Below are 14,435 nucleotides of genomic sequence, written 5' to 3'. Positions count from 1 at the left end.
AGCCTTTAAAACTAGCATAAAAAAACGCCCCATTCGGAGCGTCTTTTTGAAATGTCTGAGCGATTAAGCCGTCAGTTCTTTCACTGCAGCAACCACTGCTTCAGTAGTAATACCAAAGTGCTGGAACAAATCTTTGGCTGGTGCAGATTCGCCGTAAGTGGTCATACCAATCACGCGGCCGTCCAGACCCACAAATTTCCACCAGTAATCGACATGCGCTGCTTCAACCGCAACACGGGCACGGATATTAGATGGCAGAACTGCTTCACGATACGCCGCATCTTGCTGCATGAATTCTTCAGCACATGGCATAGATACAACACGCACACCTTCAAGCTGTGCATGTGCTTCCATCGCCAAGGCCACTTCAGAACCAGTCGCAATGATGATTGCTTTCAATTCACCTTTTTCTTCAGCCAGCACATAACCACCTTTGGCCGCGTTTTCAATTTGTGCTTGAGTACGCGCTTGGAATGGCAGGTTTTGACGAGAGAAGATTAACGCAGATGGACCTTCCGCACGGCTTAAAGCAGATTTCCAGGAAATCGCTGCTTCAACCGTATCACATGGACGCCATGTGTTCAGGTTTGGCGTACCACGTAACGATGCAATCTGCTCAATTGGCTGGTGCGTAGGACCATCTTCACCCAGACCGATCGAATCATGGGTATAAACATGAATTACGCGTTGCTTCATTAACGCAGACATACGCACGGCATTACGCGCATATTCCATGAACATTAAGAATGTTGCTACATAAGGAATGAAACCGCCGTGCAGCGCCACACCGTTGGCAATCGCGGTCATACCAAATTCACGTACGCCGTAGTGCACATAGTTACCTGCGGCATTGTCTTGTACGCCCTGGCAACCTTTCCAAAGCGTCAGGTTTGAACCAGCCAGGTCCGCAGAACCACCCAATAATTCAGGTAATAATGGACCAAAAGCCTGTAGCGTATTCTGGCTGGCTTTACGGGTCGCAATGGTTTCTGCTTTCGCGTTCACTTCAGCAATATAGGCATCGGCCTGTGCCAGGAATTCTGCTGGTAATTCACCGCTTAAACGGCGTTTTAATTCAGCCGCTTCTGCAGGATATTTTGCTGCATAGGCAGCAAAAGTAGCATTCCAGGCAGCTTCAGTTTCAGCACCTTTGGTTTTGGCATCCCAAGCAGCATACACATCTTCAGGAATTACAAACGCTTCATCGGTCCAGCCCAGCGCTTCGCGGGTTAACACGATTTCATCATTACCCAGCGGTGCACCGTGGCAATCTTCTTTACCCTGTTTGTTTGGTGAACCTAAACCGATAATGGTTTTACAGATAATAATGGTTGGTTTAGCGGTTTCAGCTTTGGCAGCCACAGTTGCTTCGCGAATAGCATCTGCATCATGACCATCAACTTTCAGCACTTGCCAGCCATAAGACAGGAAGCGCTGTTCAGTGTCATCAGAGAACCAGCCTTCAACTTCACCATCAATTGAAATACCGTTGTCATCATAGTAAACCACCAGTTTACCCAGACCTAAAGTACCGGCCAGTGAACATACTTCGTGAGAAATACCTTCCATCAGGCAGCCATCACCCAGGAAACAGTAGGTGTAATGGTCAACCACTTGCATATCATCTTTATTGAACTGCGCTGCCAGTGTCTTTTCAGCCAGAGCAAAACCAACCGCATTGGCAATACCCTGACCAAGTGGACCAGTGGTGGTTTCAACCCCTGGTGCATAGCCGTATTCCGGGTGACCTGGTGTTTTAGAGTGTAGTTGACGGAATGCTTTTAAATCTTCAATTGAAAGATCATAACCGGTTAAATGTAACAGTGCATAATGCAGCATAGAGCCATGACCATTGGATAAAACAAAACGGTCGCGGTTAGCCCATTGCGGGTTCGTCGGGTTATGATTTAAAAATTCACGCCACACCACGTCAGCGATGTCTGCCATCCCCATCGGCGCACCTGGATGTCCGGAATTTGCTTTTTGCACGGCATCCATAGCCAATACACGAATTGCGTTTGCAATACGACGTTCATTAAGCGGGGTCGTCATAGGTCAGAGTCCAAATAAATCGTTTAATAAAGGAAGATGAATAGGAATTCAAAACACGTCTATTGTCTTAAAAAAAGCGTATGGGGTAAAGCCTCAGCGGTAATTTTTCGGTATTTATTCGTTTGCCTGCGCATTTTCGTACAATTCCTGGCTAGAGGCATGAGAAAATTGAAGTTCTGGCGAATAACCGGGTGGCTTATCCAGATTTTCATATTACACAACTGGCCTATTTGGATGGTTTTTTATACAAAAAAGCGCTCATTGTGAAATTCATTCAATTTAATTCAAAACTGCACAATCCTGCTCAACAGCAACAGACTTCATTTTAGAGCATGATGACGACCAAAAGATGACAGGTAGAATGCACCTCACACGTTTAAAATAAGATAATTAATTGATTTTTAATATAAATTATAAAAATACAGCCGCTTTTAAAATAGTGATTTATTGAATTAAAACTCAAGTTTATTCGGATGATGAATCTATACCGTTTTGGATTTTATATCAGTTTTTTAAATGCCTATATCAGATAAAAAGTCATTGAATTGAAATAAATTCAGCCAATTTGGTCGTATTGAGCTAGTCCTAAAGTCTAACTCGATGTAACATATTGCGTCTTTTGAAATAACTGTGATAGGACTTATGCGCGAGTACGCTGTATTTACCTCGGAATCTGTAAGCGAAGGCCATCCAGATAAAATGGCTGACCAAATCAGTGATGCCATTTTGGATGCAATCTTAAAAGAAGACCCATATGCGCGGGTTGCTTGTGAAACGCTTGTAAAAACCGGTGCGGTCGTACTTGCGGGTGAAATCACAACCACAGCCAATGTGGACTTTGAAGCGATTGTACGTCAAACCGTAAATGGTATTGGCTATCATCATTCTGACCTCGGCTTTGATGGTTCAACCTGTGCCGTGATTAACATGATTGGTAAACAATCACCAGAAATTGCTCAAGGTGTAGACCGTCAAAAACCTGAAGATCAGGGTGCCGGCGACCAGGGCTTAATGTTTGGTTATGCCAGCCGTGAAACGGATGTGCTGATGCCTGCGCCAATTTCTTATGCGCATCGCTTAATGGAAAAACAGGCGGAACTGCGTCGTAGCGGCGCCCTGCCTTGGTTACGTCCAGATGCGAAAAGCCAGGTGACTTTTGCCTATGAAAATGGCAAACCAGTACGTTTAGATGCGGTGGTGCTGTCAACCCAGCATGATCCTGAAATTAGTCAAGCACAGCTGAAAGAAGCTGTGATTGAAGAAATCGTGAAAAAGATCATTCCTGCTGACATGTTCCATGCTGACACCAAATTCCACATCAACCCGACCGGAATGTTTGTGATTGGTGGCCCAGTGGGTGACTGTGGTCTGACTGGCCGTAAAATTATTGTAGATACCTACGGTGGTATGGCGCGTCATGGTGGTGGTGCCTTCTCTGGTAAAGACCCATCGAAAGTAGACCGCTCTGCTGCTTATGCGGGTCGTTATGTGGCGAAAAATATTGTCGCTGCTGGCCTGGCAGACAAATGTGAAATTCAGGTGTCTTATGCAATTGGTGTGGCTGAGCCAACTTCAATTTCAATTAATACCTTTAACACCGGTAAAGTGGCTGATGAACTGATTGTTCAGCTGGTCCGTGAACACTTTGACCTGCGTCCATACGGCATTACCCGTATGCTGGACCTGTTACAACCAATGTACAAAAAGACTGCTGCCTACGGTCACTTTGGCCGCGAAGGTTCAGACACTGCCTTTACCTGGGAAAAAACCGACAAAGTCGATATCTTAAAAGCCGCTGCTGGCCTTTAAGCTCTGAAGATATTAAGAGACCCGTCCGAGTGATGGGTCTTTTATTGTCTGCTTTATCGCAATTCTGGGCAGAAATATCATTTTATAAAAACATAAACTGTTTACAATAAGATGGAACATTTAAAACAGGATGAACATGATGGCGGTAATTCTTCAGGTTGATTTCCCTTCAAATGGCCCTTTTGGCGCAGAAATGGCCACGGCCTATCGCGAGCTGGCAGCCAGTATTAACCAGGAACCAGGTCTCATCTGGAAAATCTGGACCGAAAATAGCGATACCCAGCAAGCTGGCGGGATTTACCTGTTTGATACAAAGCATCATGCAGAACAATATTTACAGATGCACACGGCGCGTCTGCAAAGTTTTGGCATCGACAAGATTCACGGGAAAATTTTTGACATTAATACTGAACTGTCGGTGCTGAATCAGGCCGCTTTTCTGGCGTCATCCCGCTAAACGAAAGTTGAGTTAAGCTCATCAGATTCAAGGAATCCAGTTAGCTGGATTCCTGTTTTAAGACTTCCAATAAAGTCGGCTGTGTCGGGGTTTCCTGATGGTCCTGCAAATAGACATGCACGACTTTAAAAATAACCGCAAAGGCCAGACAACTTAAAATACAGAACATCCAGAAACCATAAGGACTACGAATATTGTGTGAACCGCAATTTGGACATTCTTTTTCTGTTGACGCCACCACTTGATTGCAACATGAGCAATGGTATTGATGGTACAGCATAGGCAGTTCTCCTAATTTACTGTAATTCTTGTTTTTATTTTTACATCATGCGAAAGACGCTTTTTGTAATATTGTTTTATCTTATGTGAGCCTGTGTAGCATAGCAAGCTCTATTACTGGTGAGTCTATGTAAGCTTAAGTAAACCCTGCCTGCTTTTGTTGACTTTATTTATCTTTTTATGCACGCTTTCAGACACTTAAGCTGCTGCTTTAACACCGTATTCTCTGCCCAATAATTTTATCGGACTACTCTTAAGTCAGATGCATCCGGCTGCCCTTTTGTTTAAACTAGCGGACTGAAATACAGGAGGATGAAGATGGTACAACTGATCAAAAAAGGCGGATTACGCGAACGCGCCAACCGCAGCCGCCGTTTTCATGGCTCTGAAAATACCGAAACCACTCTGGCACCAAACCGTTATTCATCTGCCCATAAAAAAGCAGAAACGGCTGTTTCTGCTTTGGTTAGTGAACAGGATCAACCAGATTCTGAATCAGAACATACCGATGGCGTCATAGCCCAGCCACAGGGCAAAAATCAGGAATAAGGCGCCCGATAAAATATCAATATAACTGCCTGAACGCTGGTACACCGCCTTAATTTTCGGCTGTGACAATAACAGCATCAGCAACACAAAGGTCAGGAAGGTTTGCAGCGGAATAATCACTGCCAGCTGTGCTTTTAAATAATCACTGGCCGATGAACTGAGCGCCAATGAAAATACACTGCTAAAATAAATCAGGGTTTTAGGATTAGATAAATTGGTGAACAGGCCCAGTAAAAAATAGTTTTTCTGTGCAGAGCTCTGTGCCTGCACATCCTCCAGTGCACTAGACTGTTTTAAACTGCGTAGTCCGCCACTGAGCATGGCCCAGCCCATTTTCGCCAGAAACAAACCGCCTATCAGCATCAATACCTGCTGAATCCATGGAAACTGCTCGACCAGAACGGTAAAGCCCAGCAGGGTTAAAACCACCCACAGCACAATGCCCAATGAAATTCCGGCAATAATATGAATGGTATTGCGACGTGTGGTCGATGCCGAGCTTTTGGCAATCAGAATAATATCGGGGCCGGGACTAAGCTGTGCCACAAAATGTAAGGCACAAATGGTCAACAGTAAGGACATAACACAGGGAGAAGCTTAAAAAGTCATTTATTATATCGCCCGTTCAAAAATATACGAGCACTGCAAGCATAAAAAAACCGAATCCTTGCAGATCCGGTTTTTCAAATAAAGATGGCTTAGTGTTTATTCACATCTTTCATTTCAATTTTTTTTGCTTCTGGCGTCACTTCGCGCGCTTCACCATCAATAATAGTCGAGTCACGGCCCGCCTGCTGGTTTTGCATGTCCTGCATCTGACGCATCAGATCGGCGAACGGATTCTGGCCTTGTGCACCACCACCCATGCCATTCATATCGCCCATCATGCCCCCCATCATCTGGTTCATCATGGCTTGCTGACGTTTCATCATCGCTTTCATCATGGCCGCTTTAAAGGCATTTTGTACGCCCGGAATCATAATCAGCACAGCCAGCACATCGGTGATCAGACCTGGAATCAACAGCAGGAAACCTGCAAAGATTTTAGGCAAGTTATTGCTTAATGCCGGATCTGCACTCATTTGTCCCATCTGCATCTGCTGCATTTGTGGCATGATGCCCGCAGAATACTTACGGATCAGATTCATACCAATAAAGAAGGCGGCAATAAACCAGAAGAACACGTACCACATGCTACCGACCAGGTCACCCACGCCGATCCAGACGAATACTTCCAGAATTAAACCAGCCAGAATAATAAGAAATAATTTCATGAAAATTAATCTAATCTCAACAAAATAAATAGAGTGCAGGCATCAACTGCTTAATCAGCATCAAGCTTTTTTTGACACGCTTATGTAACAATATGGGCATTATTCTATTTTTAAAGTGCAGGCCTGTCATTAATATTTTCAATGACAGACCTGAGCTTTATGCTGTAGCACGATAAAAATAAACATAAGCCGCATACACGAGCAGCAGCCACAGCCCGATAAACACTGCCGCGGCCACTGTACTGCACGGCTTTTGACTGTAGATGTACAGTATAAACCCCGAAACTTAAGCCAAAATGAAGATGCAGCCTTTTTTACCAAGATAACCTATATATTGTCCCTGCTATTTTTAATAGCAGCTCCAGCGAGTTTGAAGCATTGTTGATAGTCTTGAGTATCCGCACCGGTTGCTGCAAATTCCCTCACACAATACCGCTGTAAAATCATATAATTCATTTTGATGTAATTTTTTAAGGCTTGGCATGTCACTGATTATTGGTATCGATCCCGGTTCCCGGCTTACCGGTTACGGCATTATTGAGCGTGATGGCTCAAAATTGCGTTTTGTAGATGCCGGCACCATTCGGACCGAAACCACGGAAATGCCTGAACGCCTGAAACGTATTTTTGGTGGTATTGACCGGATTGTAAAATTTCATGGCCCGACTGAGGCCGCAGTTGAACAGGTTTTTATGGCGCAAAACCCGGACTCGGCACTGAAACTGGGTCAAGCGCGTGGTGCTGCCATTGCCGCACTGACCAATCTGGATTTACAGGTGGCGGAATATACCGCCCGCCAAATCAAGCAGTCTGTGGTCGGCTATGGGGCAGCCGATAAAGAACAGGTGCAGATGATGGTGATGAAGCTGTTAAATTTAAGCATTACACCGCAAGCTGATGCAGCTGATGCGCTGGCCGCTGCCATCTGCCATGCCCACGCCTCCGGCAGTATGAGCAAAATGGCGGTACTGAATGCCCTGGGTGGTATGGCGCGCGGCCGTAGCCGTTCTAGCAGCAGACGGCGCTAACTGGAAGCCATCTTGATCCCGGTGAGGGGGTGTCCAAATCGGGAGTTTCTACTTAACGGATCATCTGGAAATGGGTGTATTCACGTTCTGCCGGATCAAACGGGATGCGCTCAATTTTAGTGACCTGTGCCCGCAATGGTCCAACCAGACTGCGTTTCAGAATTTCCTGAATCTGCATTTCCTCGCCAATAATTTCTGCTTCGACATCACCATTGTCCAGATTTTTGACATAGCCGGTTAGCTGCAGTTCTTGCGCCTGCTGTTCAAACCAGCGGCGATACCCCACGCCCTGCACATTTCCCTGAATAATAATTTTAAGTGCTTGCATCTCTCACCTGTTCACGACCTGATAAATGGCCTGATTCATCTGCTGTGCCTGAAGTCCGCGCATACCGGATTCCGCCAGTACATCTCCAGCTTGCGCATGTAAAGTGACAATCTCATGTAAACTGAGTTCAGTATGATATTGCGCTTTTAAACTGGCGATCATGCCGGACAGGACATCGCCCATGCCACCTGTGCCCATTCCGGCATTGCCGGCAGTACATAGCCAGAGCTGATCTTCCAGAATCAGGCTGCCCGCGCCTTTAAGCACCCACTGGCCGCCATAACGAGCCTGTAATTCCTGAATAGCCTGTAAGCGGTTCTGCTCAACTTCCATTGTCGTTAGGCCTAAAAGTTTCGCCGCCTCACCCGGATGTGGCGTTAAATAACTACCTTCAGGTAACTGCTGCGGATGTGCGGCCAGAAACCATAAGGCATCGGCATCGAGTACCCGTTCCAGTTCAGCCTGTAACAGTTTCGGCAACCACATCGCATATTGACAAGCCGCCCAGTCATCACGTCCAAGTCCCATACCAAAACAGATGGCATCGACCTGCTGTAGCAGCTGTTCAATGGCATCATCCTGCAGAGTGTTAATATCGCGCAGCATGATATTCGGAGCGCGACTTAAAATAGCCGTATGATGTTTGGCATCACAAACCACGGTCACTTTACCACAACCGGCCGCAAACGCTGCTTCCGCCGCCATTATTACCGCGCCACCCATATCAGCATGACCGCCGACCACTAGCACATGCCCATAACTGCCTTTATGACCAAAAGCCTGTCGTGGTGGCAGCTGAATCTGGGTGGGTACCAATTGGGCGATGGCATGTAATTCGGCATCGGGAGGAATGGCAGCAATCACTTCCACCTGTCCGGCGTAGGCTTTGCCCTTACCGGTAAAGAGTCCAGCTTTTAAACCCAATACGCTATAGGTCAAATTGGCCTGAATTGCACAGGGTAAAGGCTGACCGCAATTGGCATCCAGGCCACTTGGAATATCAATCGCCACTTTCAAGCCGCGCTGCTGATTCATCTGATGAATAATCTGTTGCCACTCAACGCTCAGTTCACGATTCAGGCCAATCCCAAACAGCGCATCGATATAGACCTCATACGACTGCTGAAACTGAAAGCCAGATTGAATATCCAGGCCAGCCGCTCGAGCCTCGTGTTCAGCCTGCTGCAAATCAGGCGAAGGTCCGGGTTCAGCCGCATAAATATGCACCTGAAAACCAGCCTGCTGTAAATATTTGGCCAGCAGATAGCCATCCCCGGCATTATTGCCCTGCCCGCAGCAAACCGCCACTGTCTGATATTTATGTTGCTGTAAAATGGGAATGACACGCTGGGCAATTGACCAGGCCACCTGCTGCATCAGACCATAAGACGAGTTTTGCCGAGCAAACCAGCGCTGCTCCCATGCTTGAATATCACGGCTATGATAAACTTGTGGATGCATTGTTTTTCCCTTGTTTTGTCATTATGAACTCATCGCCTGCCATGCAGAATATTCCGGTCAGTCAACTTGATCCCGTCCAGTTAAAAGCATGGATTAAAGCGCAGGCTTTAGCACTGGGCTTTGCTGATTGTGTCATTGCCCGGCCCGATGCTCAAGCAGAATTACCCCGTTTGGAAGCCTATTTAGCGCAAGGTTATCAGGCAGATATGCATTTTCTGGGCGAAAATCTGGAGAAACGTGCCAACCCGGCCTTACTGGTGCCGGGCACCAAAAGCATTATTTGTGTGCGCATGAATTATCTGGTCGATCGGCCTACACCACGACACGTGCCAGATGCACCCAATAGCGCCATTATTGCGCGTTATGCCCGCGGCCGCGATTATCATAAAGTCATGCGCGGTCGTCTTAAAACTCTGGCCAGCCTGATTCGGGACAAAGTTGGTGATTTTGAATCGCGCCCTTTTGCCGATTCAGCCCCCATCTTTGAAAAATCGCTGGCCGAAAGTGCCGGCATGGGCTGGACCGGTAAACATACCCTGCTGATTCATAAAAAATCCGGCTCATTCTTTGTATTAGGTGAGCTGTTTAGCTCGCTTGAGTTGCCGTTTGATGAACCGGCCACGGCGCACTGCGGTTCCTGTAGCGCCTGTATCGACATCTGCCCGACCAAAGCCATTGTCGAGCCCTATGTGCTGGATGCCGGTAAATGTATTGCCTATTTAACCATTGAATACAAAGGCATTATTCCAGAAAATTTGCGCCGGCCGATTGGCAACCGGGTCTTTGGCTGTGATGACTGCCAGTTAATTTGCCCCTGGAACAGTTTTGCCCAGCTGACCCCGCTGGATGATTTTGCCCCGCGTCATGGGCTGGACCGGATGAGCCTGCTGGAGCTCTGGCAATGGGATGAAGCCACCTTCCTGGCCTGCACCGAAGGCAGTCCACTCAGACGGACCGGTTATCAGAGTTTTAAACGCAATATTGCGATTGGTCTGGGCAATGCGCCTTATTCCGCAGATATTATTGCCCAGCTGCAACAGGCCAAAACGCTGCATGATGAGGTGGTGAATGTGCATATCGACTGGGCCATTCAGGAGCAGTTGACCAAATCTGCATAATTTTTCATTTCTTTACCTGAGCTCACAGATCCCCACACAAGCCCTACAGCGCGTGGTACTGAATTGTGGCTTAATAGAGGAATCCAACAGAAAAGATGTTGTCATCAGGAGGAACTTATTATGCAAACGCATCATAAAAACCAACAGCAGCAGAAACAACAGCAAAAGCAGGAACTTGAACAGCAGACTGAACATTTAAAACAGCAACAGCAGCAACCCCAAGGGCCTATTGATAGCCCTAAAAACAACCAGCATGAACAGGATGACCGGATGCTGAATAAACAGCACCGTGCCGATCTGCAAAACCAGAACATGCACGGCAACCATCGTGAATAATGCTGAAGTTCATGTTCCCTCACTCAACAAAGTCCACTTCAGGTGGACTTTGTTTTTGGATTACGTCATATTTTGCTAATGAAGCGCCTGCCGCTTTTGCTTAATATGCAGTATGCAAAATATGGATAATTAGGGACAGACTTATGAGCAGTATGCGTCCGGTACGTAATGATTGGTCTCGTGAAGAAATTGAGGCACTTTATCAGCAACCGTTTTTAGATTTGGTTTTTGAGGCGCAGCGTGTACATCGTGAGCATTTTGCTGCCAATACCATTCAGGTGAGTACCTTACTCTCGATTAAAACCGGTAAATGCCCGGAAGACTGCAAATACTGCTCTCAATCGGCTCATTATGATTCACAGCTGGAAGCTGAAAAACGTATTGCCGTTGAAAAAGTGATTCAGGAAGCCAAGGAAGCGCTGGAATCAGGTTCTTCACGTTTTTGTATGGGCGCAGCGTGGCGCAATCCGCATGAACGCGATATGCCTTATGTGCTGGAAATGGTGCGTGAAGTAAAAGCGCTGGGTCTGGAAACCTGTATGACGCTGGGTATGCTGAACCAGTCTCAGGCAGAACGCCTGAAAGATGCCGGCCTGGATTATTACAACCATAACCTCGATACTTCGCGCGAATACTATGCCAATATTATTAGTACCCGCAGCTTCGATGACCGTTTAAATACCCTAGAGCATGTGCGTAATGCCGGCATGAAAGTCTGTAGCGGCGGTATTGTCGGTTTAGGTGAAGATACTCAGGACCGGATTGGCCTGTTACATGAACTGGCCACCTTGCCGATTCATCCGGAATCTGTACCGATTAACATGCTGGTGCCAATTGAAGGTACACCACTGGCCGATGTAGAAAAACTCGATGTCACCGAATGGATTCGTACTATTGCCGTGGCACGCATTATCATGCCAACCAGTTATATCCGCCTGTCTGCCGGTCGTGAATCTTTATCTGATTCAGATCAGGCCCTGGCCTTTATGGCCGGTGCCAACTCGCTGTTCTCGGGTGAAAAGCTGCTGACCACCCCGAATGCCGGTGAAGGTAAAGACCGTCAACTGTTCCAGAAACTGGGACTGGTGGCGGAAAAAGCCAAACCGACCGTTCAGGAACTGTCGGTAGATGCGATGGCGGTTTAATCCTCATCACACGAAAAAGCCCATCTTCTGGATGGGCTTTTTTTATGAGGTAATTAACAGACCATAATTGGCATTCAGATACATACCCGGTTTAATCAGATCGGCACCATTGGCATGATAAACCGTGAGTTCCTGCTTGATGACATCAAAATGAAAGGCATCAAAACAGTCCTGATGCTGACACAGCCAGGCCAAGGTATCGCTGAGCTGATCATCTACAATATAGGTCGGGGCATTAAAATCTTTGGCCATGTGCATTCAGTTATAGAGAGATGACAGGATTTTAGCCTGAAATGGCAGTAAATAAAGCAGCTTGGAATGAGATTTAGATATTTAAAGGCTGAGATGAGCCTGCGCGGATGTTAATGCAATCTATAAACAAAAAGAAGTGAGTCTAGCCCACTTCTTTTTTGAATCTGGTTTGATCCCCTCTATGATTTATTGGCCCCACACTTACGACACTCAATATGCGCACCAATTTCCTCCATTTGCTCATATTCATAAATATGTAAGCAGAAAAAGTTTTTTAATAATTGAAGCATCCTAACACTCCTATTTTTGATTATTTTTTCATTCAGCTTCTTGCCGCTTATTTCATCCTGAAACAAGCATAACCAAAATTGGTTATACTCATTTTTTAACACATTTTTTAAAAAGATCAAGTGTTATTTCAAGGACTTCTTTTGAACGTCATTCATCATAATTATTGAAGCTTTTACTCTATATTCAAATAGCTAGCGCATTTTTCGGTTTAAGTCTGCACAAAACAGATTTTTTGTAATCCCCTCTTGATTTCATCACGCAAGTGTTTAGGATGAAAAAAACAGCCTTTTTCGGCAATGATGCCTCGGAAAAGTAGTCAAGAAACAAGACATTATTTAAACAACAAAAAAATGGAATAAGGATATCAACATGCTTGGACGTATGATGTATCAACCGTTATTGATTAGCTCGCTGATTGAACATGCAGCACGCTATCATGGCGATACACCCATCATTTCAAAAAATACCGATGGCAGCATGAGCAGCACTGACTGGGCCGCTGTGGCAGAGAATGCCAAACGCTTTGCCAATGCCCTGCAAGCCTTAGGGCTAGAGCAGAGTGACCGTGTGGCGACCATTGCCTGGAACAATCATCGTCACCTGGAAAGCTGGTATGCGATTTCCGGGAGTGGTCTGGTCTGCCATACCATTAACCCGCGTCTGTTTCCTGAACAGCTGATTTTTATTATTAATGATGCTCAAGACCGGGTGGTGATTTTTGATAAAACCTTCCTGCCGCTAATTGTCGGGGTCAAACAGCATTTGCCGCAGGTGGAGCATTTTATCTGTCTGGATGCACCGGATGATGCGGTCCGGGAAAAATTGCCTGAAGTTCAGTTTTATGATGATTTGATTGCCGCCCAGTCCAAGACATTTGACTGGCCAGAACTGGATGAAAATATGGCCAGTTCGCTGTGCTACACCTCAGGCACCACCGGTAATCCAAAAGGCGTGCTCTACAGCCACCGTTCCACCTTGCTGCACAGTTATGGCATCAGCCTGCCCGACTCCCTGAATTTATCGGCCAAAGATGTAATGCTGCCGGTGGTTCCAATGTTCCATGTCAATGCCTGGGGCACGCCATATGCTGCGGCGATGGTTGGCTCAACCCTGGTGTTGCCGGGACCAGGGCTGGATGGTGCCAGTCTGGTACAGCTCATTGATAATTATAAAGTGACGGTGGCCTTGGGTGTGCCGACCATCTGGCAAGGTTTACTGGCCGCAGCCAAACAGGCTGGCAGCACGCTGGAAAGCATGAACCGCAATGTGGTCGGTGGCTCGGCCTGCCCGCCAGCGATGCTGAAAACCTTTAAAGAGCAGTATAACTGCGACACCATTCATGCCTGGGGCATGACTGAAACCAGTCCGCTGGGTTCTGCCAACCAGCTCAAAGCCAAGCATGAACTGCTCAGTCCGGAGGAGAAAACCCAGTTACGACTGTCTCAAGGTCGTCCACCATTTGGGGTAGATTTACGTCTGGCTTCGGCAGAAAAAGGCACCGACTTGCTGCCACGTGATGGCCAGACCACCGGCAATTTACAGATTAAAGGCCACTGGATTATTGAGCGTTACTTTGGCAAAGAGGAATCTGCCCTGACCAGTGATGGCTGGTTCGATACCGGCGATATTGCCAGTCTGAACAGTGATGGTTTCCTGCACATTAGTGACCGTTCTAAAGACCTGATTAAATCGGGTGGTGAATGGATTTCATCGGTAGAACTGGAAAATCTGGCCATGTGCCATCCGGAAATTGCCATGGCCGCAGTGATTGCCGCCAGCCATCCAAAATGGGATGAACGTCCGGTAGTGATTGCCATGAAAGTGCCGGACAGCCAGATTACCGAAAGCGAACTACTGGATTATTATGCCGATAAGGTGGCCAAATGGCAGATTCCCGATAAGGTTATTTTTGTTGACAGTATTCCACTCAGTGGGACCGGCAAAATGCTGAAAAAAGATTTACGCGAACAATATGGTCAGGTGCTGATGGAAGCGCCCGTGTAAATATTGGTCTATGTAGAGATAAGATAGAAAAAGCGCTGATAGATTCAGCGCT

General features: G+C 46.6%; 15 protein-coding genes. 8 read left to right on the top strand and 7 right to left on the bottom strand.

Annotation, left to right across the window (positions count from 1 at the left end; genetic code table 11):
• Positions 1 to 63 precede the first annotated feature (63 nt).
• A complete protein-coding gene (gene tkt, locus FTT68_RS02285; RefSeq protein WP_005177422.1) occupies positions 64 to 2,052 on the bottom strand; it encodes a transketolase in 1,989 nt (662 codons plus the stop codon).
• A gap of 642 nt (positions 2,053 to 2,694) precedes the next feature.
• On the opposite strand from tkt, the gene metK reads away from it, so the two are divergent.
• A complete protein-coding gene (gene metK, locus FTT68_RS02280) occupies positions 2,695 to 3,861 on the top strand; it encodes a methionine adenosyltransferase (RefSeq protein WP_180175157.1) in 1,167 nt (388 codons plus the stop codon).
• A 139-nt stretch (positions 3,862 to 4,000) separates the two neighbouring features.
• On the top strand, positions 4,001 to 4,318 hold the full coding sequence (locus FTT68_RS02275; RefSeq protein WP_104489002.1) for a monooxygenase: 318 nt from the start codon (positions 4,001 to 4,003) through the stop codon (positions 4,316 to 4,318).
• Between the two features lie 40 nt (positions 4,319 to 4,358).
• Here FTT68_RS02275 and FTT68_RS02270 read toward each other — a convergent pair whose 3' ends face one another.
• The gene (locus tag FTT68_RS02270) at positions 4,359 to 4,595 is read right to left on the bottom strand and encodes a hypothetical protein (RefSeq protein ID WP_370459256.1); all 237 of its coding nucleotides are present in this window, start codon (positions 4,593 to 4,595) and stop codon (positions 4,359 to 4,361) included.
• Positions 4,596 to 4,915: 320 nt separating this feature from the next.
• On the opposite strand from FTT68_RS02270, the gene FTT68_RS02265 reads away from it, so the two are divergent.
• Positions 4,916 to 5,146, top strand: coding sequence for a hypothetical protein (locus FTT68_RS02265; protein WP_005177416.1), 231 nt, complete (start codon positions 4,916 to 4,918; stop codon positions 5,144 to 5,146).
• Here FTT68_RS02265 and FTT68_RS02260 read toward each other — a convergent pair.
• Together FTT68_RS02260 and FTT68_RS02255 are read right to left on the bottom strand one after the other, a co-directional pair.
• Complete coding sequence (locus FTT68_RS02260) at positions 5,093 to 5,728, bottom strand: LysE family transporter (protein WP_005177415.1); 636 nt, start codon at positions 5,726 to 5,728, stop codon at positions 5,093 to 5,095. The two genes, FTT68_RS02265 and FTT68_RS02260, sit on opposite strands and share 54 nt — an antisense overlap.
• A gap of 116 nt (positions 5,729 to 5,844) precedes the next feature.
• On the bottom strand, positions 5,845 to 6,420 hold the full coding sequence (locus tag FTT68_RS02255; protein WP_016658253.1) for an FxsA family protein: 576 nt from the start codon (positions 6,418 to 6,420) through the stop codon (positions 5,845 to 5,847).
• 482 nt (positions 6,421 to 6,902) lie between these two features.
• Here FTT68_RS02255 and ruvC point away from each other — a divergent pair, with 482 nt between their 5' ends.
• The gene (ruvC, locus tag FTT68_RS02250) at positions 6,903 to 7,448 is read left to right on the top strand and encodes a crossover junction endodeoxyribonuclease RuvC (RefSeq protein WP_180108389.1); all 546 of its coding nucleotides are present in this window, start codon (positions 6,903 to 6,905) and stop codon (positions 7,446 to 7,448) included.
• 52 nt (positions 7,449 to 7,500) lie between these two features.
• Here ruvC and FTT68_RS02245 read toward each other — a convergent pair whose 3' ends face one another.
• Positions 7,501 to 7,776 (bottom strand): acylphosphatase, encoded by a 276-nt coding sequence (locus tag FTT68_RS02245; RefSeq protein WP_005177399.1) that lies wholly within the window; start codon positions 7,774 to 7,776, stop codon positions 7,501 to 7,503.
• A gap of 3 nt (positions 7,777 to 7,779) precedes the next feature.
• Positions 7,780 to 9,237, bottom strand: a complete 1,458-nt coding sequence (locus FTT68_RS02240; RefSeq protein WP_180175156.1) for an NAD(P)H-hydrate dehydratase — start codon at positions 9,235 to 9,237, stop codon at positions 7,780 to 7,782.
• Positions 9,238 to 9,278: 41 nt separating this feature from the next.
• Here FTT68_RS02240 and queG point away from each other — a divergent pair, with 41 nt between their 5' ends.
• From queG to bioB, 3 genes are all read left to right on the top strand, one after another.
• Positions 9,279 to 10,355: a tRNA epoxyqueuosine(34) reductase QueG gene (queG, locus tag FTT68_RS02235; protein ID WP_180108430.1), complete on the top strand. Its 1,077-nt coding sequence runs from the start codon at positions 9,279 to 9,281 to the stop codon at positions 10,353 to 10,355.
• Between the two features lie 120 nt (positions 10,356 to 10,475).
• Complete coding sequence (locus tag FTT68_RS02230; RefSeq protein WP_005177388.1) at positions 10,476 to 10,691, top strand: hypothetical protein; 216 nt, start codon at positions 10,476 to 10,478, stop codon at positions 10,689 to 10,691.
• 143 nt (positions 10,692 to 10,834) lie between these two features.
• Positions 10,835 to 11,836, top strand: coding sequence for a biotin synthase BioB (bioB, locus tag FTT68_RS02225; protein WP_016658258.1), 1,002 nt, complete (start codon positions 10,835 to 10,837; stop codon positions 11,834 to 11,836).
• A 42-nt stretch (positions 11,837 to 11,878) separates the two neighbouring features.
• Here bioB and FTT68_RS02220 read toward each other — a convergent pair whose 3' ends face one another.
• Positions 11,879 to 12,088 carry a hypothetical protein gene (locus FTT68_RS02220; protein WP_075166751.1) on the bottom strand — a complete coding sequence of 70 codons (210 nt, stop codon included), beginning with the start codon at positions 12,086 to 12,088 and terminating at the stop codon, positions 11,879 to 11,881.
• 660 nt (positions 12,089 to 12,748) lie between these two features.
• Between FTT68_RS02220 and FTT68_RS02215 the strand changes: the two genes are divergently transcribed.
• Positions 12,749 to 14,383: a long-chain-fatty-acid--CoA ligase gene (locus FTT68_RS02215; RefSeq protein WP_163170044.1), complete on the top strand. Its 1,635-nt coding sequence runs from the start codon at positions 12,749 to 12,751 to the stop codon at positions 14,381 to 14,383.
• The last annotated feature ends 52 nt before the right edge of the window (positions 14,384 to 14,435 follow it).

This window comes from Acinetobacter sp. Q85-2, assembly GCF_013420555.1.
GTDB lineage: Bacteria > Pseudomonadota > Gammaproteobacteria > Pseudomonadales > Moraxellaceae > Acinetobacter > Acinetobacter indicus.
This window is presented reverse-complemented; position numbering and strand designations above follow the sequence as displayed.

Excerpts from the sequence above, each read along its gene's own strand:
- tkt (WP_005177422.1), bottom strand. The coding sequence starts at position 2,052 with ATGACGACCCCGCTTAATGAACGTCGTATTGCAAACGCAATTCGTGTA.
- metK (WP_180175157.1), top strand. The coding sequence starts at position 2,695 with ATGCGCGAGTACGCTGTATTTACCTCGGAATCTGTAAGCGAAGGCCAT.
- FTT68_RS02275 (WP_104489002.1), top strand. The coding sequence starts at position 4,001 with ATGGCGGTAATTCTTCAGGTTGATTTCCCTTCAAATGGCCCTTTTGGC.
- FTT68_RS02265 (WP_005177416.1), top strand. The coding sequence starts at position 4,916 with ATGGTACAACTGATCAAAAAAGGCGGATTACGCGAACGCGCCAACCGC.
- FTT68_RS02260 (WP_005177415.1), bottom strand. The coding sequence starts at position 5,728 with ATGTCCTTACTGTTGACCATTTGTGCCTTACATTTTGTGGCACAGCTT.
- FTT68_RS02255 (WP_016658253.1), bottom strand. The coding sequence starts at position 6,420 with ATGAAATTATTTCTTATTATTCTGGCTGGTTTAATTCTGGAAGTATTC.
- ruvC (WP_180108389.1), top strand. The coding sequence starts at position 6,903 with ATGTCACTGATTATTGGTATCGATCCCGGTTCCCGGCTTACCGGTTAC.
- FTT68_RS02245 (WP_005177399.1), bottom strand. The coding sequence starts at position 7,776 with ATGCAAGCACTTAAAATTATTATTCAGGGAAATGTGCAGGGCGTGGGG.
- FTT68_RS02240 (WP_180175156.1), bottom strand. The coding sequence starts at position 9,237 with ATGCATCCACAAGTTTATCATAGCCGTGATATTCAAGCATGGGAGCAG.
- queG (WP_180108430.1), top strand. The coding sequence starts at position 9,279 with ATGCAGAATATTCCGGTCAGTCAACTTGATCCCGTCCAGTTAAAAGCA.
- FTT68_RS02230 (WP_005177388.1), top strand. The coding sequence starts at position 10,476 with ATGCAAACGCATCATAAAAACCAACAGCAGCAGAAACAACAGCAAAAG.
- bioB (WP_016658258.1), top strand. The coding sequence starts at position 10,835 with ATGAGCAGTATGCGTCCGGTACGTAATGATTGGTCTCGTGAAGAAATT.
- FTT68_RS02220 (WP_075166751.1), bottom strand. The coding sequence starts at position 12,088 with ATGGCCAAAGATTTTAATGCCCCGACCTATATTGTAGATGATCAGCTC.
- FTT68_RS02215 (WP_163170044.1), top strand. The coding sequence starts at position 12,749 with ATGCTTGGACGTATGATGTATCAACCGTTATTGATTAGCTCGCTGATT.